General features: G+C 72.5%; 19 protein-coding genes and 1 pseudogene. 9 read left to right on the forward strand and 11 right to left on the reverse strand.

The window, feature by feature from the left end:
* Positions 1–4: 4 nt before the first annotated feature.
* Positions 5–1,261, reverse strand: a complete 1,257-nt coding sequence (locus tag ACZ6CZ_RS21540; RefSeq protein ID WP_469023472.1) for an extracellular solute-binding protein — start codon at positions 1,259–1,261, stop codon at positions 5–7.
* Between the two features lie 233 nt (positions 1,262–1,494).
* On the opposite strand from ACZ6CZ_RS21540, the gene ACZ6CZ_RS21545 reads away from it, so the two are divergent.
* Positions 1,495–1,710 carry a dodecin gene (locus tag ACZ6CZ_RS21545; protein ID WP_469023475.1) on the forward strand — a complete coding sequence of 72 codons (216 nt, stop codon included), beginning with the start codon at positions 1,495–1,497 and terminating at the stop codon, positions 1,708–1,710.
* Between the two features lie 84 nt (positions 1,711–1,794).
* On the opposite strand, the gene ACZ6CZ_RS21550 is transcribed toward ACZ6CZ_RS21545, so the two are convergent.
* The gene (locus ACZ6CZ_RS21550) at positions 1,795–2,286 is read right to left on the reverse strand and encodes a phosphatase domain-containing protein (RefSeq protein ID WP_469023477.1); all 492 of its coding nucleotides are present in this window, start codon (positions 2,284–2,286) and stop codon (positions 1,795–1,797) included.
* 62 nt (positions 2,287–2,348) lie between these two features.
* On the opposite strand from ACZ6CZ_RS21550, the gene ACZ6CZ_RS21555 reads away from it, so the two are divergent.
* Both ACZ6CZ_RS21555 and ACZ6CZ_RS21560 read left to right on the forward strand, forming a co-directional pair.
* Positions 2,349–3,386, forward strand: a complete 1,038-nt coding sequence (locus ACZ6CZ_RS21555) for an MsnO8 family LLM class oxidoreductase (RefSeq protein WP_469023479.1) — start codon at positions 2,349–2,351, stop codon at positions 3,384–3,386.
* A gap of 17 nt (positions 3,387–3,403) precedes the next feature.
* Positions 3,404–3,598 (forward strand): antitoxin, encoded by a 195-nt coding sequence (locus tag ACZ6CZ_RS21560; protein WP_469023482.1) that lies wholly within the window; start codon positions 3,404–3,406, stop codon positions 3,596–3,598.
* 148 nt (positions 3,599–3,746) lie between these two features.
* Here ACZ6CZ_RS21560 and ACZ6CZ_RS21565 read toward each other — a convergent pair whose 3' ends face one another.
* The 3 genes from ACZ6CZ_RS21565 to ACZ6CZ_RS21575 are packed head-to-tail and all read right to left on the reverse strand — an operon-like array spanning position 3,747 to position 7,116.
* Positions 3,747–4,496, reverse strand: coding sequence for a succinate dehydrogenase/fumarate reductase iron-sulfur subunit (locus ACZ6CZ_RS21565; protein ID WP_469023484.1), 750 nt, complete (start codon positions 4,494–4,496; stop codon positions 3,747–3,749).
* Positions 4,493–6,442 carry a fumarate reductase/succinate dehydrogenase flavoprotein subunit gene (locus tag ACZ6CZ_RS21570; protein WP_469023486.1) on the reverse strand — a complete coding sequence of 650 codons (1,950 nt, stop codon included), beginning with the start codon at positions 6,440–6,442 and terminating at the stop codon, positions 4,493–4,495. Before ACZ6CZ_RS21570 ends, ACZ6CZ_RS21565 begins: the two co-directional genes overlap by 4 nt.
* 2 nt (positions 6,443–6,444) lie before the next feature.
* On the reverse strand, positions 6,445–7,116 hold the full coding sequence (locus tag ACZ6CZ_RS21575; protein WP_469023997.1) for a succinate dehydrogenase: 672 nt from the start codon (positions 7,114–7,116) through the stop codon (positions 6,445–6,447).
* 119 nt (positions 7,117–7,235) lie between these two features.
* On the opposite strand from ACZ6CZ_RS21575, the gene ACZ6CZ_RS21580 reads away from it, so the two are divergent.
* Positions 7,236–8,120, forward strand: coding sequence for a LysR family transcriptional regulator (locus ACZ6CZ_RS21580; protein ID WP_469023489.1), 885 nt, complete (start codon positions 7,236–7,238; stop codon positions 8,118–8,120).
* Positions 8,121–8,306: 186 nt separating this feature from the next.
* Here ACZ6CZ_RS21580 and ACZ6CZ_RS21585 read toward each other — a convergent pair whose 3' ends face one another.
* The 4 genes from ACZ6CZ_RS21585 to ACZ6CZ_RS21600 form a co-directional block, all read right to left on the reverse strand.
* Positions 8,307–10,457: a putative bifunctional diguanylate cyclase/phosphodiesterase gene (locus ACZ6CZ_RS21585; protein WP_469023492.1), complete on the reverse strand. Its 2,151-nt coding sequence runs from the start codon at positions 10,455–10,457 to the stop codon at positions 8,307–8,309.
* Entirely contained in the window at positions 10,454–11,266 is an 813-nt protein-coding gene (locus tag ACZ6CZ_RS21590) for an SAM-dependent methyltransferase (protein WP_469023494.1), read from the reverse strand. Before ACZ6CZ_RS21590 ends, ACZ6CZ_RS21585 begins: the two co-directional genes overlap by 4 nt.
* Positions 11,267–11,525: 259 nt before the next feature.
* Complete coding sequence (locus ACZ6CZ_RS21595) at positions 11,526–12,476, reverse strand: SCO0930 family lipoprotein (RefSeq protein ID WP_469023999.1); 951 nt, start codon at positions 12,474–12,476, stop codon at positions 11,526–11,528.
* A 460-nt stretch (positions 12,477–12,936) separates the two neighbouring features.
* Positions 12,937–13,275, reverse strand: a complete 339-nt coding sequence (locus tag ACZ6CZ_RS21600; RefSeq protein ID WP_469023497.1) for a hypothetical protein — start codon at positions 13,273–13,275, stop codon at positions 12,937–12,939.
* 4 nt (positions 13,276–13,279) lie between these two features.
* On the opposite strand from ACZ6CZ_RS21600, the gene ACZ6CZ_RS21605 reads away from it, so the two are divergent.
* The 3 genes from ACZ6CZ_RS21605 (at position 13,280) to ACZ6CZ_RS21615 (ending at position 14,721) form a co-directional block, all read left to right on the forward strand.
* Positions 13,280–13,408, forward strand: a complete 129-nt coding sequence (locus ACZ6CZ_RS21605) for a hypothetical protein (protein WP_469023499.1) — start codon at positions 13,280–13,282, stop codon at positions 13,406–13,408.
* 30 nt (positions 13,409–13,438) lie between these two features.
* A complete protein-coding gene (locus tag ACZ6CZ_RS21610) occupies positions 13,439–14,203 on the forward strand; it encodes a bestrophin-like domain (protein WP_469023501.1) in 765 nt (254 codons plus the stop codon).
* A 155-nt stretch (positions 14,204–14,358) separates the two neighbouring features.
* A complete protein-coding gene (locus ACZ6CZ_RS21615) occupies positions 14,359–14,721 on the forward strand; it encodes a hypothetical protein (protein WP_469023504.1) in 363 nt (120 codons plus the stop codon).
* A gap of 157 nt (positions 14,722–14,878) precedes the next feature.
* Here ACZ6CZ_RS21615 and ACZ6CZ_RS21620 read toward each other — a convergent pair.
* A pseudogene (locus ACZ6CZ_RS21620) lies at positions 14,879–15,381 on the reverse strand (hypothetical protein).
* Positions 15,382–16,175: 794 nt separating this feature from the next.
* Here ACZ6CZ_RS21620 and ACZ6CZ_RS21625 point away from each other — a divergent pair.
* Positions 16,176–16,847: a class F sortase gene (locus ACZ6CZ_RS21625; protein WP_469024002.1), complete on the forward strand. Its 672-nt coding sequence runs from the start codon at positions 16,176–16,178 to the stop codon at positions 16,845–16,847.
* Positions 16,848–16,901: 54 nt separating this feature from the next.
* Here the strand turns inward: ACZ6CZ_RS21625 and ACZ6CZ_RS21630 are convergent, their stop codons facing one another.
* Positions 16,902–17,738, reverse strand: a complete 837-nt coding sequence (locus tag ACZ6CZ_RS21630) for a polysaccharide deacetylase family protein (RefSeq protein ID WP_469023507.1) — start codon at positions 17,736–17,738, stop codon at positions 16,902–16,904.
* A 168-nt stretch (positions 17,739–17,906) separates the two neighbouring features.
* Between ACZ6CZ_RS21630 and ACZ6CZ_RS21635 the strand changes: the two genes are divergently transcribed.
* On the forward strand, positions 17,907–18,377 hold the full coding sequence (locus ACZ6CZ_RS21635) for a universal stress protein (protein ID WP_469023509.1): 471 nt from the start codon (positions 17,907–17,909) through the stop codon (positions 18,375–18,377).
* The last annotated feature ends 93 nt before the right edge of the window (positions 18,378–18,470 follow it).

Raw genomic sequence — 18,470 nt, forward strand, 5'->3', positions numbered from 1 at the left:
CGGGTCACAGCACGGGCGCGAGGGCGTCGGTGATCCGGCGCGAGGCCCGGCGGGCCTCGGTCGCCGGGTCGGCGCCGCCGAGCACCTTCGTCATGTAGCCCTTGATCGGGTTGTCGGCCTCGACCGCGGTCCACTGGGGGGTGCTGGGGGTCGCCCGGCCGCGCGCGGCGCCCGCCGCCATGGCGGCGACCCCCTCCTCACCGGCGACCGCGCGGGCCAGGGTGGTGCGGTTGGGCACGTAGTTCATGGTGCGGGCGAGTTCGGTGTCCCACTTGGCGCCGGTGAGCGCGCCGACGACGGCGCTCGCCGCGTACGGGTCGGCGGTGTTGCGCGGGACGACGAGGTCGGAGCCGCCGGTGAAGACGGCTCCGGGTCGCGCCGGCGTCCGGCCGGGGACCGGGAAGTAGCCGAGCTTGCCCTTGAGTTCGGGGTTGAGCTGGACGATGGACTGGGTGAGTCCGGGCACCGCCACGATCTGGGCCACGGAATCGCGCGCGAACACCCCGGCCTGGGGCGGGTGTTCCTCGTCGGAGTCCACGGGGCCCCGGCCGAGGGCTTGGAGCTGCCGGTAGAAGTCCATGCCGCGCAGGGCGGCCGGGGTGTCGAGGGTGCCGCGCCAGCCGGCGTCGGTCTCCTTGGCGAGGTCACCGCCCTCGTCCCAGATGAAGCCGGAGAGGGTGTACCAGTCCTGTCCGGCGAGGTAGATGCCCTGGTTGCCGCCGGAGTCGAGTGTGCGGGTGTCGGCGAGCCACTCCTCGCGGGTGGCCGGCGGGTCGGTTATCCCGGCCTGCCGGAACAGGTCCTTGCGGTAGATGACGACGCGGTTGGCCGCGTACCAGGGGATGCCGTACTGCTGGGAGCCCTCCTTGCCGGGTTCGGCGAGGCCGGGCAGCCAGTGCTCCATGTCCCAGTCGCGCATGGACTCCAGCGTGAGGTCGGTGAGCCGGCCGTCGTCGACGTACTGCGGGACCTGGGTGTTGCCGACCTCGATGACGTCGGGACCGTCGCCGCGGTCCGCCTTCAGCGCCTTCTGCACCTTGTCGACGATGCCCGTCCACTGCTGGATGCGGATGTCGAGGCGCAGATCGTGGTGGGTGCGTTCGAAGTCCTCGGTGAAGCGCCGCAGGAAGTCCTTGGAGGCGCTGTCCTTCATCAGCCACACGGTGACGGTCTGCCGGTCACCGCCGCCGCCCGGCAGGGCACCGCAGCCCGTGGTGAGGGCGGCGGTGGCACACAGGAGGGCGAGGAGGCGTCGTCTCATGAAGGGTCCTGTTCTGTCTGGCATGGCGCGTGCGGACAGGTGAGGGGGGCCCGGCATGGGGGGACGAGCGCAGGCTCGTACGGGTGTGCTGGATTTTGGTATGGACCAATGGGTAGGTCAAGGGCATTCGGCGAGTCGGCGGACGATGCGGCCGGGCGTCTCGCGCGTGACCGCCGGATACGGCACCGTGGAGTGACGCGTGACACATCGGTCACACGGGAGAGGAGCACCCGATGTCGAACCACACCTACCGGGTCACGGAGATCGTCGGCACCTCGCACGAGGGCATCGACCAGGCCATCCGCAACGGCATCGCCCGCGCCGGCCAGACGCTGCGCAATCTGGACTGGTTCGAGGTGACCCAGGTCAGGGGCCAGATCGAGAACGGGCAGATCGAGCACTACCAAGTGGGCCTGAAGGTGGGCTTCCGCATCGAGGACGAGGACTGAGGAGGCGGTGACCCGGGGGGGCGGCCCGGGTCGGTGACCGGGGAGGGCGGGCGACGCCGGCGCGCACGGGGGCCGTGGCCGGCCTCAGGTGCGTCCCTCGCCCTCCTGGGCCTCCTCCAGCGCGGCGGACCGGTCGGCCCAGCGGGCCCGGACCACGGTGAACCCGGCCCGTGCGGCGTCGTCGCACACCAGGTCGTCGTCGTCCACCAGGACCCGCACCTCGCGGGTGCGGGCGAGCCGCCGCAGCGTCTCCAGCTTGGTGCGCCGGGCGGGCCTGCGGTCGGCGTCGCGGCGCATGTGCACCGGGCCCTCGGGCAGCCCGTGGGCGGCCAGCCAGTCCAGCGTGTCGCGGCGGCAGCGCTCGGGCCGCCCGGTGAGGTACACGATGTCGCACTCGCGCGCGCTCTCCACCGCCAGCGCGACGCCCTCGGCGATCGGCGGGTCCTGCGGCGCCGCCGCGAAGAACCGGTCCCAGTCCTTGGGCCGCCGCTCCAGGAACCGCTGCCGGTGGGCGGTGTCGGCGAGGGTGTTGTCGAGGTCGAACACCGCGAGGGGGCGCTTGCCGCTGTCTGCCACGCGGTCACCCTAAGGGCCGGCGACCGCGGGAATCCCGCGCTCCGCCGCGTGTTGAACCCTGTGTGACGTCGCTGATCTCCCGGACCCCCTTCTCCGTCCTCGACCGCTCGCGCACCCGTGAGGGGCACACCCACGCCGAGGCGCTGCGGGAGACCGTGGCGTTCGCGCGGGAGGTGGAGGCGCTCGGCTACCACCGCTTCTGGGTGTCCGAGCACCACGGCGTGCCCGGTGTCGCCGGGTCCGCGCCGACCGTGCTGGCCGCCGCCGTGGCCGCCGCGACGCGCACCGTCCGGGTCGGCACCGGCGGGGTGATGCTGCCCAACCACCGGCCGCTGGTGGTGGCCGAGCAGTTCGGCGTGCTGGAGTCCCTCTTCCCGGGGCGGATCGACATGGGCCTGGGCCGTTCCGTGGGGTTCACGGACGGGGTGCGCCGGGCCCTGGGACACGGCAAGGACGACGCCGGGGACTTCGCCGCCCAGCTCGGCGAACTGCTGGGCTGGTTCGAGGGCGCCTCACCCGACGGGGTGCACGCCCGCCCGGCGCAGGGGCTGCGGGTGCCGCCGTTCGTGCTGGCCATGGGCGAGGGCGCCGACATCGCGGCCCGGGCCGGCCTGCCCATGGTCATCGGGGACCTGCGCGGCCGCGAGAAGCTGCTGCGCGGCATCGAGCACTACCGCTCCCGCTTCCGCCCCTCGCCGTGGGCGTCCCGGCCGTACGTCGTCGTCTCCGGCACGGTCGCGGTGGCCGCGACGCCCGGGGCGGCCCGCCGGCTGCTGGTGCCGGAGGCCTGGTCGATGGCGTACGCCCGCACCCACGGCACCTTCCCGCCGCTGCCGCCGGCCGGGGCCGTGGAGGGCCGTACGATGACCGCGAAGGAGCGCGGCCTGTACGAGGCCGGGCTGAGCGGCCATCTCGCGGGCACCGAGGAGCAGGTCGCCGACGGGCTGGAGACACTGCTCGGGCAGACCGGCGCCGACGAGGTCCTGATCACCACCAGTACGTACGACCGCACGGCCCTGCTGGACTCCTACCGGCGGCTCGCCGGCATACGAGATGCGGGCGGAGCGGCGACCGGTGACCCTGGGAGGGTAAGCCCCTAGCAGCGAGGAGGGCTGCCATGTCCATCATGGACAAGCTCAAGGGCATGCTGAAGGGTCATGAAGGCATGGCCGGCAAGGGCGTCGACAAGGGCGGTGACTACGTCGACCAGCGCACGGGCGACAAGTACCGGTCCCAGGTCGACACCGCCCAGGACAGGATGAAGGACGAGTTCGGCGCCCCGCGCGACCGGGACGACCCGCCGCGGCGCTGAGGCCCTGACAGCGGGAGGGGGGCGGACTTCCGCGCTCCCCGGGCGGGCGGTTTCCTGGCGGGGCCGGGGATGAGCACCACTCCCGGCCCCGCCCGTCCGCACCTCGTCGGCGAACGTCTGTGTGTCCGCGCCGGCGAACGCCCGCGGCCTACCGCCCGGCCGCCTTGCGGGTGGCCCGCAGCCACTCCTTGTTCATGCGCGTGATGGACATCAGCGGGATGCCCTTGGGGCAGGCGGTGGCGCACTCGCCGGCGAGCGTGCAGCCGCCGAAGCCCTCCTCGTCCATCTGGGCCACCATGTCCAGGACACGCGTCTCCCGCTCGGGCGCTCCCTGCGGCAGCACGTTGAGGTGGTTGACCTTGGCGGAGGTGAACAGCATCGCCGCGCCGTTCGGGCAGGCGGCGACGCAGGCGCCGCAGCCGATGCACTCGGCGTGCTCGAAGGCGAGGTCGGCGTCCGGCTTGGGCACCGGGGTGGCGTGCGCCTCCGGCGCGGCACCGGTGGGGGCGGTGATGTAGCCGCCGGCCTGGATGATCCGGTCGAAGGCGCTGCGGTCCACCACCAGGTCCTTGATCACCGGGAACGCCGACGCCCGCCACGGCTCGATGTCGATGGTGTCGCCGTCCCGGAAGGACCGCATGTGCAGCTGGCAGGCGGTGGTGCGCTCGGGGCCGTGCGCCTCGCCGTTGATGACGAGGGAGCAGGCGCCGCAGATGCCCTCGCGGCAGTCGTGGTCGAAGGCGACCGGGTCGTCCCCGACGAGGATGAGCTGTTCGTTGAGGACGTCCAGCATCTCCAGGAAGGACATGTCGGTGGAGATGCCGTCCACCTCGTAGGTGGACATGGCACCGTCGGCACCGGCGTTCGGCTGCCGCCAGACGCGCAGGGTGAGCTTCATGCGTAGCTCCGCTGGGTGGGATGGACGTACTCGAAGACCAGGTCTTCCTTGTGCAGGACGGGAGCCTCGCCGGTGCCGGTGAACTCCCAGGCGGCCGCGTAGGCGAACTCGTCGTCCCTGCGGGCGGCCTCGCCGTCCGGGGTCTGCGACTCCTCGCGGAAGTGGCCGCCGCAGGACTCGGCGCGGTGCAGCGCGTCGAGGCACATCAGTTCGGCGAGTTCCAGATAGTCGACGATCCGGTTGGCCTTCTCCAGCGACTGGTTGAACTCCTCGCCGGTGCCGGGCACCTTGATCCGCCGCCAGAACTCCTCCCGGATCTGCGGGATGCGTTCCAGGGCCTTGCGCAGACCGGCGTCCGAGCGGGCCATGCCGCAGAACTCCCACATGAGCTCGCCCAGTTCGCGGTGGAAGGAGTCCGGGGTGCGGTCGCCGTCGACGGCCAGGAGCAGGTTCAGCCGGTCCTCGGTCCCGGCCAGCACCTCCTGGACGACGGGGTGCCGGTCGGTCACCGGGTCCTGGTGCGGATGGCGGGCCAGGTAGTCGTTGATGGTGGCCGGCAGCACGAAGTAGCCGTCGGCCAGGCCCTGCATCAGCGCGGAGGCGCCGAGCCGGTTGGCGCCGTGGTCGGAGAAGTTGGCCTCGCCGATCGCGAACAGGCCCGGCACGGTGGTCTGCAGGTCGTAGTCGACCCACAGGCCGCCCATCGTGTAGTGCACGGCCGGGTAGATCCGCATCGGCACGTCGTAGGGGTCCTCGTCGGTGATCCGCCGGTACATCTCGAAGAGGTTGCCGTACTTGGCCTCGACGGCCGCGCGGCCCATGCGCCGGATGGCGTCGGCGAAGTCCAGGTACACGCCCTGCCCGCCGGGGCCCACTCCCCTGCCCTCGTCGCAGACGTTCTTCGCGGCGCGGGAGGCGATGTCGCGTGGCACGAGGTTGCCGAAGGACGGGTAGACGCGCTCCAGGTAGTAGTCGCGCTCGTCCTCGGGGATGCGGTTGGGCGGCCGGTCGTCGCCCTTGGCCTTCGGCACCCAGATCCGGCCGTCGTTGCGCAGCGACTCGCTCATCAGGGTGAGTTTGGACTGGTGGTCGCCGGTGCGCGGGATGCAGGTGGGGTGGATCTGCGTGAAGCAGGGGTTGGCGAAGTACGCCCCGCGCCGGTGGGCCCGCCACACGGCGGTGGCGTTGGAGTTCATGGCGTTCGTCGACAGGTAGAAGACGTTGCCGTAGCCGCCGCTGGCGAGGACGACGGCGTCCGCGAAGTGGGTCTCGATCCGGCCGGTGACCAGGTCCCGGGCGACGATGCCGCGCGCCCGCCCGTCCACGACGATCAGGTCGAGCATCTCGGTGCGCGGGTGCAGCTCCACGTTCCCGGCGGCGATCTGCCTGCTGAGGGCCTGGTACGCGCCCAGCAGCAGCTGCTGGCCCGTCTGGCCGCGGGCGTAGAAGGTGCGGGAGACCTGCACGCCGCCGAAGGAGCGGGTGTCGAGGAGCCCGCCGTACTCGCGGGCGAAGGGCACGCCCTGCGCCACGCACTGGTCGATGATCTCGACGGAGATCTGCGCGAGGCGGTGGACGTTGGACTCCCGGGCGCGGAAGTCGCCGCCCTTGACGGTGTCGTAGAACAGCCGGTGCACGGAGTCGCCGTCGTTGCGGTAGTTCTTCGCCGCGTTGATACCGCCCTGGGCGGCGATGGAGTGGGCGCGGCGCGGGGAGTCCTGGTAGCAGAACTGGACGACGTGGTAGCCCTGTTCGGCGAGGGTGGCGCCGGCGGAGCCGCCCGCGAGTCCGGTGCCCACGACGATGACCGTGTGCTTGCGCCGGTTGGCCGGGTTGACCAGCTTCGCCTCGAAGCGGCGCGTGTCCCAGCGCTCGGCGACCGGGCCGGCCGGTGCCTTGGTGTCGGCGACGGGCTCACCGGTCGTGTAGTTCGGGTAGGAAGTCATCTTCAGCTCACCACTTGGGTCATGACGCCCACGGGCACGGCGATGAAGCCGGCCGTGAGCAGCAGCGCGAGGACGTCGGCGAGGATCTTCAGGGCACGGTCGCGGGTGCGGCTGCCGACGCCGAGGGTCTGGGCGGCGCTCCAGAAGCCGTGCCGGACGTGCAGGCCGAGCGCGAGCATCGCCACGATGTAGACGACGTCGCCGTACCAGGTGGAGAAGGTGTCCACGACGTTCTGGTACGGGTGGCCCTGCTGGAAGCCGCCGGAGTGCACGGTGCCCGTGGTCAGGTCCAGGATGTGCCAGACGATGAACAGGCCGAGGATGACGCCGCCCCAGCGCATGGTGCGGGTGGCGTAGCTCGCCCGGGGCCGGGAGTGCACGTACTTGCTGGGCCGCGCCCGCAGGTCACGGCGGCTGAGCTGGTAGGCGGAGGTGGCGTGGGCGGCCACGGCGACGACCAGGACGATCCGGACGAGCCACAGCGTCCACTCCTCGTGCATGAACGGCTCGCCCACGGTGCGCAGCCAGTGCGCGTAGTGGTTGAACTCGCCGGCGCCGAAGAAGATCTTCAGGTTCCCGATCATGTGGACGACCAGGTAGAGCAGCATGATCAGTCCGCTGACGGCCATCACCGTCTTCTTGCCGACGGAGCTGTCCCAGATCGTGCGCGCCATGGACGACCGCCGGTCCGTCCGCGTTGCCAGTGCCATGTCCAGCACGCTAGAGCGCCGCCACCCGATCGGTCCAAGACATGAATCGGCTCGTTTCGATAGGGCCCGACTATCCTGGCCGGATGCAGTTCCAGCAGCTCCAGTATTTCGTGGCCGTCGCCGAGACCCGGCACTTCACCCGGGCCGCCGATCAGGTCCATGTCGCCCAGCCGTCGCTGTCGCAGCAGATCAAGGCGCTGGAGCGGGAGCTGGGCGCGGATCTGTTCCTGCGGGCGCGCGGGAACATCACGCTCACCGACGCGGGCGAGGCGCTGCTGCCGCTGGCCCGGCGGATCCTGGCGGACGCGGAGACGGCCCGGCTGGAGGTGCAGGAGCTGGTGCAGCTGCGGGGCGGCCGGGTCCGGCTGGGGGCCACGCCGAGCCTGTGCACCGGCCTGCTGCCGGACGTCCTGCGGGCCTTCCACGACCGCTATCCCGGCATCCGGCTGCTGATCGAGGAGGGCGGTTCGCACGACCTGGTACGGGAGCTGGCGCGCGGCGCGCTGGACCTCGCCCTGGTCGTCCTGCCGCTGCCGACGCCGTCGCCGGCGCTGACGACGGTGGAGCTGCTGCGCGAGGACCTGGTGGTGGTGTCGTCCCCGGATGCCGCGGCGCCGGGCCGGAACGGGCGCGCGGTGCGGATCGCCGATCTGGAGGGCGAGCGGCTGGTGATGTTCCGGCACGGGTACGACCTGCGGGAGCTGACCGTCGCCGCGTGCCGCTCCGCGGGGTTCGAGCCGGATTTCGCCGTCGAGGGCGGTGAGATGGATGCGGTGCTGGGGTTCGTGCGGGCGGGTCTCGGGGTGGCTGTGGTGCCGCGGATGGTGGCCACGCGGGCGGGGCGGGGGTTGCGGGTGACGCCGCTCGCCCGGCCGGGGCTGTCCCGGACGATCGCGCTGGCGCACCGCAGTGATGTGGCTCCGCCTCGGGCTGCGCGGGAGTTGCAGCGGATGCTGGTGGAGCGGTGACGCCTGCGGCTTTGTCGGGTGCGGGGGGGTGGGGGGTGGTCGGGGTGCGTTGTCGGGTGCGGGTGGGTGGGGGTTTGTCGCGCAGTTCCCCGCGCCCCTTGGGGGGCTTGGGGTGCGTTGTCGGGTGCGGGTGCGTTAGGGCTTGTCGCGCAGTTCCCCGCGCCCCTTGGGGGGCGGGGGCGGGGGTCAGCCTGTGGCGTCTATGAGGGCCAGGTTGTGGAGGCTTTCCGGGGGGCCGGGGCGGGCGTAGTACCAGCCCTGGGCGGTGTCGCAGCCCAGTATCCGCAGCTGTTCGGCCTGGGCGCCGGTCTCCACGCCCTCCACGGTGACCGCGAGGTCGAGGCTGTGGGCCAGGGAGACGATGCCCTCGACGATCTTCAGGTCCACGGTGTCGGCCGGGAACTGCTGCATGCTCTGGGTGAAGGAGCGGTCCAGCTTGAGGATGCTCACCGGCAGGCGGCGCAGGTTGGCGAGGTTGGAGTAGCCGGTGCCGAAGTCGTCCAGCGCGATGTCGACGCCCATCTCCGCCAGCCGGCGCAGCGGCTTGAGCAGGTCGTCGTCGGCGCCGATCAGCGCCGACTCGGTGACCTCCAGGCAGAGGGCGTCCGGGGTGACACCCGCGCGCTCCAGGATGTCGACCGTGTCCTGGACCAGACCGGGATGGGTGAGCTGGCACGGGGAGAGGTTGACGTTGATGCGCAGCGGGCCGGAGGCGCTCTGCTCGCCGTACCGCTCGCGCCACTCGCGTGCCTGGCGGACCGACTGCTCCAGCACCCAGCGGCCCAGCGGGACGATCAGGCCGGTGTGCTCGGCGAGCGGGATGAAGCGGTCCGGGCCCAGCACGCCGTGCTGCGGGTGCAGCCAGCGCACCAGCGCCTCGGCGCCGCGTACGCTGCCGTCGCCGAGGTGCACCAGCGGCTGGTACTCGATGAAGAACTCGCCGCGCTCCAGGGCCGTCGGCAGGGCCGTGGTCAGCCCGTGCCGGGTGATGGCACGGGCGTCGGCCTCCGGGTCGGCCAGCTCGGAGCGGTTGCCGCCCGCCGACTTCGCCCGGTACATGGTGATGTCGGCGCTGCGCAGCACCTCGGCCGCCGTACGTTCGCCCGCCGGGCCCTCGACGATGCCGAGGCTGCCGCGCACCAGCAGGTCGCGGCCGTCGATGCTGATCGGGGTGACCAAAGCGTTCATGATGCGCTCGGCGAGTTCGTCGACCTCGCGCTCGGTCTCGGGGCCGGTGGTCAGCGCCACGAACTCGTCGCCCCCGAGCCGGGCGACCATCTCGCCGGGCGCGGTGGCGCAGGACTGCAGCCGGTCGGCGACCTCCACCAGCAGCCGGTCGCCGGCGGCGTGGCCCAGGCTGTCGTTGACGGTCTTGAAGCCGTCCAGGTCCAGGTAGCACAGGCCGAAGCGCTGGCCGTCGCCCGCGCCGAGGGCCTTCTCCAGGCGCTCGAAGAACAGCGTGCGGTTGGGCAGCCCGGTGAGCGCGTCGTGGGTCGCCTCGTAGCGCAGCCGGAGGTTGAGCAGCCGCCGCTCGGTGGTGTCCTCCATGAGGGCGAGCTGGTACTGCGGCTTGCCGTCGGGGTCGCGCAGCAGGGAGACGGTCAGGTTGGTCCACAGGACCGTGCCGTCGGGCCGGTTGAAGGCCTTCTCCACGTGGTAGTGCTCGCGCTCGCCGCGCACCAGCTCGTCGTACAGCTTCCAGGTCTGCGGGGCGTCCTCCGGGTGCGACCAGTCCAGCACCCGGCGCCCGCGCAGGTTCGGCTCGGTGAGCCCGAACATGCGCAGCAGCGCCTCGTTGACCTGGAGCACGTTGCCGTCGAGGTCGGCGATGCCGATCCCTATGGCGGCGCCCTCGAACACCGCGCGGAAGCGGGCCTCGCTGGCGTGCAGCGCCTGCGCCACGACGCCCTGGGCGCGCAACGCGGCCTGGGCGATGGCCTCCTGCTCGGCGAGGGTGCGTTCGCGCAGCGCCTGGGCGTACCCGGCGGCCATCGCGTGCTGAAGGCGTGAGGACCGCATGCGCAGTTCGTCCTGGGGGCCGTCCGCGCCGCAGTACAGCACGAGGTAGGCGTCGACGCAGTCGAGGGTGCGGGCGAGCGCCTCGGGGTCGGTGCAGTGCACGCCGACCAGCGCGGCGCCGACCGCCTTGGCCTCGTCGGCGGCGAAGCTGCGCGCCCGCAGCGCCGCGCTCAACCGGCGTGCCAGCGGCAGCAGTTGCGCCTCGAACTCTTGCCGGGTCAGCGACGTGGAGGTGACCGGGAACACCGCCCGGCTCCAGATCGTCGCGAACCGCCGCAGTCTGTCCTCCGGCCCATCCGGCACGGGCTCGGCGTTCACGGCCGACGCCCCACGCCGGCGAACCCGGAGAAGACGAACGGGTCCTCCTCCTCCGGCGCCGACTCCGGGCGCCAGTGCGGCATCGGCACCAGGCCGGGTTCCACCATGTCGTACCCCTCGAAGAACCGCGCGATCTCCTCGCGCGACCGCATGATCAGCGGGTTGCGAATGTCCTTGTACACGTCCACCGCCCCCTCGGCCCGCTCGGCCGGCAGCGGGATTCCCTCGTACGAGGCGTGGGTGAGGATCAGCAGGCTGCCGGGCGCCAGCGCCGAGCGCAACTCGGCCACCGCGTCGAGGGGTTCGTCCGCGTCTTCCACGAAGTGCAGTATCGCGACGAGCAGCAGGGCCACCGGCTGGTTCAGGTCGATGAGCCGCCCGACCTGGGGGCTGGAGAGGATCTCCTGGGGCTTGAGCAGGTCGGCGGCGACGACGTCGGCGTGGTCGGTGCCCGCGAGGACCGCCTCGCTGTGCGCGACGGCGACCGGGTCGTGGTCGACGTAGACCACCCGGGCGCCCGGCGCCGCCGCCCCGGCCACCTCGTGGACGTTGCCGAAGGTGGGGATGCCGGAGCCGATGTCGAGGAACTGGGTGATGCCCTCCGCGGCCGCGAAGCGCACGGCGCGGCGCATGAACGCCCGGTTGGCCTGCATGATCTTCGGCAGGCCCGGCAGGTACCGCATCGCCTTGCGGGCCGCTTCCCGGTCGACCTCGAAGTTGTGCGAACCGCCCAGGTAGTAGTCGTAGATACGCGAAACGCTCGGCACCGTGATGTCGATGCTCCGGGGAGCCCAGGCGGGACGTTCCATGCAACTCTCCAAGGCGTAGGCGGCGCAGGCGCGGGCGCGGGCGATCCGGTGTTCGAGCTGAGGCTACTGATCGCCCGCCGAACGGGCGACCCGAAACGGAAATTGACCATCCGTTCCCGGTCACTGCCCGCGGCACGTGCCGCGTCGCTCCGCCGGGTGACGCGGGCAGCACAGCGGTCCGCCCCCTCCGTGCGAAACGGAGGGGGCGGACCGTCGGTGGCGCGCCCGCGGGCGGGGCGATCGACCCTGGGGAGGGGACCTACTTGGGCGCGCCGACCGGCTTGCCGTCGGGCGCCACGGCGTACCAGGTGCCGCCCACGCCCTGACCGTTGGTCTGCCCGGCGGCCTTGTCACCGGAGAAGGTGTAGACGGGCCAGCAGTTGACGGTCATCTGCCGGACGCCGTCGGGGCGGGTGAAGGGCATCAGGCCCTTCTTCTGCACGCCCTTGGTGTCGTTCTCGGCGACCGGAGCGACCGCCGGCCATTTCTCGAGGCAGGCTCCGGTGCAGTTCGAGACGGACTTGGGCCACGCCTTGTCCTTCAGGAAGCGGTAGACCGTCCTGCCGTTCTTGTCGACGATGATGTCGCCCAGCTCGGCGTCCTTGCGCACCGACAGCCCGGGCAGCTCGGCGACGGTGGCCTTCTTGCCGTCGGGGGCCAGCGCGAACCACTTGCCGCCCACGCCCTGGCCGTTGACGTCACCGGCGTTGACGTCCTTGGCGTAGCGGTAGGCGGGCCAGCCGCCGACGGTCAGCTGCTTGCTGCCGTCGGGCCGGGTGACCTCGCCCAGCAGGGCCTTGTCGATGCCCTCGCCGGCCGAGGCGTCGTCGGCCGGGACCGGCGGCCAGGTGGTGGCGCAGTCGCCCTCGCAGTTCGACTTGGGCGGGTCGGCGGTGTCCGTGTCGAATCGGTAGAGGGTGAGTCCGGAGCCGTCGGTCAGCACCTTGCCCAGATCGGGGTTGGCGGCCACCGCGAGCTTCCCGGCCGGGGAGACCGGGCTCGGGGAGGCGGAGCTCTGGCTGCCGTCGGCGCCGTATCCGTTGCCCGCGGTGCTGTCCGTGCTGCCGTAGTCGCCCGCCGCCGCTGTGGCTCCGACGTTCTGGGCCGCCGACGACGGGGTGGTGGCGTTGTCCTGACCGCACGCCGTCGTCAGCGCCAGCACCGAAGCCGCTGTGGCCACCAATGAGGCGGTCCGCCAGGAGGTCTTCATCGTCAACTCCCCATCATTGCCTGGTACATCGCAGCGCCTGCTGCGCCGCCGCACGACACTGGGTACGCACGGCGGGGGCCGTGGTGTTCAACGGGCGCCGGAATTTCTTTCCCGGGCCCCTGCGCCACCCGCCGCCCCGCACGGGTGTGCGGGTCCTCGGCGATCCGCGATCCGGCCGTTCAAACCGCTGCGCGGCATTGATCCCTCCTTCGGGCCAACCCGGGCGATACCGGGAACGCGGGCGCGCCGGGCGCCTCATGATCTGCGTCGTGCATGGACCCGAAGCGACCCGTTGCGCGCCCGCCGCGAGGGCGTTGGCTCTGTTGACGCTGACCTGGCTCTTCGTGGGCTGTCCGGCCGGTCCGGTGGCGGCCGACGCGTGTGCGTACGCCTCGACGGGGCCGAACGGTGTCCACGCGGTCGCCGTCGCCGGCGGTCACGCGGTCGCCGTCGCCGGCGGTCACCGGCCGGTGCCGTACTGCCCGCCGCCGCCCCCGCCGCCCTGCCCCTCCCCCACTCCCACGCCGACCCCCACGCCGACTCCCACACCCACACCCACACCCACGCCCACGCCCACGCCGACGCCCCCGCCGAAGCCTCCGCCACCGCCCCGGCCGACCCCGCCGCCCCCACCGAGACCGGCACCGAGGCCCACGCCGAAGCCCGTGCCGCCGCCGAAGCCGCCACCGCCCGCCCGGCCCGCGCCGGTCGCGCCCGCGCCCCGGCCGGCGCCCACCCCGCCACCACCGCCCCCGGCCCCGAAGCCGCCGCCGAAGCCCCGGCCACGGCCCTCCGTCACCCCGGTGAGCTACCCGCACTACCACGCCCGCGCCAGGTCCCACGCGGCCCCCGGGCACACCTCACCGGTCACCTACGTCCTGCTGATCACCGTTCCCGCGATCGTCGCCGTCGCGGCTCTGCGTCCGCGCTGACGCCCCGCCGCTCACTCCAGGAGGCCCCTGTTGTCGGATTGGCTTGTTCTCGCCCTCGCGATGCTGGGCGCCTGTGCCGTGGTGGTGGTCATCACCCTCGTCCGGCACAGGACCGCGTCCGAGGACGAGGATCCCAGCGAGACCCCGGACGTCATCGAGTACATGACGATGTGGATCGGTGTCGTCTACGCCATCGTCCTGGGTCTGGCCATCGCGGGGGTCTGGGAGGCGCGCAGTTCCGCCCAGGACCACGTACAGGCGGAGGCGCAGGCGCTGCACGAGATCTACGAGCGCGTCCGGGTCTATCCGCCGGATGTCCGTGACCGCATTCGGGCCGATGTCAACGCCTATGTCGGACACGTGGTGACCACGGAGTGGAAGGCGATGGCCGACCAGGGCCAGGTCACCGACCGCGGCACCGCGTTGCTGGGGCAGGTCCGCCAAGACGTCACGGACTACCAGCCGAAGAACGACTTCGAGGCGCAGGCCTACCAGCCGGTGCTGGACCAGATGGCCGCGGCCGACGAGGCGCGCAACGCCCGGGCCGACTCGACCGGGGCGACGATGCCCGGGGTGGTGTGGGCGGGGCTGCTGACCGGGGCCCTGATCACGGTCGGCATGGTCTTCGCGCTGCAGATCCGCAGGACCATGCGCGAGCTGGTCCTGGCGGGGCTGTTCTCCGCCACCATCGCCTTCATGCTCTTCCTGATCTGGGACCTGGACGCCCCGTACAGCCGGGGCATCGCGGCGACCGCGGACCCGCTGATCGCCCTGTTCCCGAACGCCGGGAGGTAGCCGGGGCGCGTCTGCCGCGGGCCCAGCGGTGTCACCCGTTCGCGCTGCTCCGATCGCGCGCGGGGGCGGCGGTTCCTAGCGTTCGGGTCATCGAGGCACGGTGGGATTCCGGCGGGAGCAGGTCCGCGGCCGTTCCTCGGGACCGGAGGAACTCCATGCGCGCGATACGGGTCGCGTCGGCCGTGCTGCTGGGCGCCGGCGCCCTGGCCCTGGCCACCCCGGCCGCCGTCGGCTGCTGCCGGGGCACCGCCACGGTCTCCTCGGACGTGTTCGGCACCGTCGGCCCGGCGCCGGGGCGGTCCTCCGCGACCGCCACCGTCGGTCCGGGCGCCCGGCCGGACGGCGCCGGCGGGTATCCGGTGCCGCTGGAGCCCGCGCTCCAGGGCGTCCAGGCCGGCGGGGGCGGCAGCGTCGCCGGGTTCGACGCACAGCGGATCGGCCTCGGCACGGCGCTCGTCACCGGCTCGGTCGCGGCCGGGTATCGGCTGTCGCGGCGGCGCGGCCACGAGGACGGCTGACGGCTTCCCGGGCCGCCCGGCCCCGGGCGGCCCGGGAAGCCGCCGCCGACAGGCCTGTGCCCCGGTTTCCACGGGGGACCGGGGCGAGGGCCTGTCGGCGCGCTGGACGCTGGTGTGCATGTCATGGAACCGGCCTCGGAGCCCGGCGGGAGCGGACTCAGATCCTCCTCTCGTGCCGGCGGCGCAGCCAGAAGGCGCCGCCCCCGATGACCGCCGCGGCCACCAGAGCGCTGCCGATGGCCATGTCGGCCGGGGTCGCCCCGGTGGTACTGCTGCCGCCCAGTCCGCCGCGGACGCCGCCGAGCACGGTGAAGGCGTCGGGGCGGGTGAGGGTCCGCCCGTCGCAGTTGACCGTGATGTCGTACCGGCCTGGGCGGGCGTCGGTGTCGACCGTCGCGACGCCCCGCGCGGTGTCGCCCCCGAATGACGACAGCGGGGTGGTGGGAAAGGCCCGGGAGGACATGGTGCCGCCGCGGCAGCCGTCGACGGTGACGGTGAGCCGGCCGCCGGGGGCGATGACGCTGGGCGTCGCCACGATGTTCCGGGTGCCCTGGCCGTTGCCGTTGCCGAAGTTGTCATCACGGCCGTTGCCGAAGGTGTCACCACGGCCGTTGCCGAAGTTGTCACCACGGCCGTTGCCCGGGTTGTCACCGCGGCCATTGCCCGGGTTGTCACCGTGGCCGTTGCCGAAGTTGTTGCCCCGGCCGTTGCCGAAGTTGTCACCGCGGCCGTTGCCCGGGTTGTCACCGTGGCCGTTGCCGAAGTTGTTGCCCCTGCCGTTGTTGTTGTTCCCGTTGCCGTTCCCGAAGCCGTTGCCGTTGCCGTTGCCGTTGCCGTTCGGGAAACCGTTGTTGTTGTTGAAGCCGTTGCCGTTGTTGAACCCGTTGCCGTTGTTGAAGCCGTTGTTGTTCGGGAAGCCGTTGCCGTTGTTCGGGTATCCGTTGCCGGTGTTCGCGAACCCGTTCCCCGGCACGATCACGGTGGTGGTGCCGTTGCTGGTGTCGGTGCCGTTGCCCGGGCCGCCCCCGTTGCCCATGCCGTCCGCGACGGCCACGGGGGCGGCGAGCCCGAGAACGGCGACCGCGGTGCACGCGGCCGCCAGGGCACGTGAGTTTCGCATGGTGATCCTCCGCGGAAGGCGCCCCGGGACCCGTACCCGGTACATCGGCGAGAAGGCACCTCCCGAATAGACCCTCAGACGCCCAGAACACGCCCGCATGTCGAGAATGGTCCGTCCTGGTGAGCGGACACGCCGCCGGAAAACCACACAATCGGATATTTCCGCAGGTCACGCACCGTCAGAAAATAGCTCGGTTCGGCAACTCGGATGGCGCACCGGAAGGGCGGCGGGCCACCCGTTCGCCATTCGCCCCGTCGCCGGTCCCGCACGCGGGACTTAGCGTTTTCCCATGCGCGACGGACGCGGCGGCGGCCGCGTCGAGAGGGGATGGCGAATGCTTGCGTCCGAGCTGGCCGGGCCGGCCGAGGAGGAGGAGCGGCAGAGGAAGCGCGCCCCCTGGGGCGTGATAGCGCTTGTCCTGCTGACCGGGCTGGCACTGATCCGCAACGGGTCGGGAGAGTTCGACTCCGGGCCGCCGCAGCCGGCGTCGGCCGCCGCCCCGGACAGCCGTACCACCCCGGACACCTTCCTCAAGGCGCCCGGGCCGCTGCCGTTCGCCATGGCCGACCGGGTCCGGATTCCCGCGATCCGGGTCGACGCGCCCGTCACCCCGGTCGGCCTGGACCCGGACGGCTGGGTCGGCGCGCCACCGCCGGAGGACCCCAACCTGGCGGGCTGGTTCACCGGCGCCGTCTCCCCCGGGGAGAAGGGCACCGCGGTCATCGTCGGGCACGTGGACAACACCCGGGGGCCCGCCGTGTTCTACGGGCTGGGCTCGCTGAAGAAGGGCGACCGCGTCGAGGTCGCGCGCCAGGACGCGAAGACGGCCGTCTTCGAGATCTACGGCGTCGAGGTCTTCGCCAAGAGCAGCTTCCCGGGCGACCGGGTGTACGCCTCGAAGGGCACTCCCGAGCTGCGGGTGATCACCTGCGGCGGCGGTTTCTCCAAGCAGAACGGCTACGACGGGAACGTCGTCGTCTTCGCCCGCCTGGTCGAGGTCCGCTGAGCGGACCCCGGCCGGCGGGCCGGGGCTTTCGCGAGCGACGGGCCCTGGGCCCCGTCAGGTGCGCCGGCGGGGCGGCACGGTGAGGTGGTAGCCGGAGTCGAGGAGCTTGGGCAGGTAGGAGCGGATGGCCCGGACGGTCTCGGAGCGGTCGCCCCCGGCGTCATGGGAGAGGATCACCACGCCGGGGGCGGCGCCGCTCTCCACCCGGTCGACGATGGTGCTGGTGCCGGGCACGGTCCAGTCGAGGGTGTCGACGGTCCAGGCCATCGGCTCCATGCCCATCTCGGCGCCGAGCTGGAAGGCCGCCCGGTTCCAGGCGCCGTAGGGGGCGCGGAACCACTGCGGGCGCTCTCCGTAGGCGTCCTCGATGACGTCGCTGGTGCGTTCCATCTCGGAGCGGATCTCCCGCCGGTCCAGCTGGGTGAGCAGCGGGTGGGTCCAGGTGTGGTTGCCGACCACATGGCCCTCCTCGGCCATGCGGGCCAGCAGTTCCTTGTTGTCGACGGCCATCTCCCCGCAGACGAAGAACATGGCGCGGACGTGGTGGCGCGCCAGGGTGTCCAAAATGTGCGGGGTGTAGCGCGGGTCGGGTCCGTCGTCGAAGGTCAGCACCATGGCGCGGCCGCGGCCGGAGACCTCCAGGATGGGGGCGTCCCGCACCTTCAGCCGGTGCGGGCCGGTGGGCGGCGGCCCGTAGCCCGTGAGGGGCTGGAGGCGGTAGGCGGAGGGCCTGAGCGCCTGGCGGGCCTGCGGGCCGGCCGCGGGGGCGGTCGGGCCCGCGGCCTCGCCGCCGGCGTTCGCCATGAACAGTCCGGCCGTCCCCGCGGCTCCCAGAGCGGCGGCACCGGCGAGCAGGGCCCGGCGCCGGGTGAGCAACTGATCCTTCTTCATGACTCATCAGTCGCCCGGCCGGGCTCCGGCGCACCACAACGACACCGGTGCGGCGGGCCGATTCCACCCGGTCGGCGCAGTGGCGGGGGCTCAGCGGCGGCGCACCGGCGGGAAGGCAGGGTAGGTCGGCCGGGGGCGCGGACGCCGGCTTCCGATAGCCTCACCAGCGTGACGGAACAGCACGAACAGCACGCGCACAGGTTCGAACGGGGCACGGACGGACCGAAGGTCATCGTGGTCGGAGTGGACGGCTCCGATTCCTCGCTGCGCGCGGCGGCGTACGCCGGCGGGCTGGCCCGGCGGCAGCGGGCGCTGCTGGCCGTGGTGTACGTGCAGCCGGTGCTCGCGGGCGGGGCGGCGCTGGGGGCGCCGGTGGCGGAGACGACCGACGAGATCGCCGAGGACCTGATCGCCCAGATCCGCGAGGCGGCCGAGCGGGTCAAGGGGATATTCGAGGTGCGCTGGGAGTTCCACACCTTCCGCGGCGACCCGTACAACGGCCTGGTGAAGGCGGCGGACGAGCTGAAGGCGGACGCGGTGGTGGTGGGCGCCTCCGAGCAGGCGGGCCATCGCATCATCGGTTCGGTTGCGGTCCGCCTGGTGAAGGCAGGACGCTGGCCGGTGACGGTGGTTCCGTAGGCCGGTGGGCCGGGCGCCGGGCTCCGGGGTCCGGTGCCGGTGACACGGCGGGCCGGAGCCCCGTGCGTGGCGTCTTCCGTCGCGGACGGTGCT

The sequence above is a fragment of the Streptomyces sp. NPDC041135 genome, from assembly GCF_055592085.1.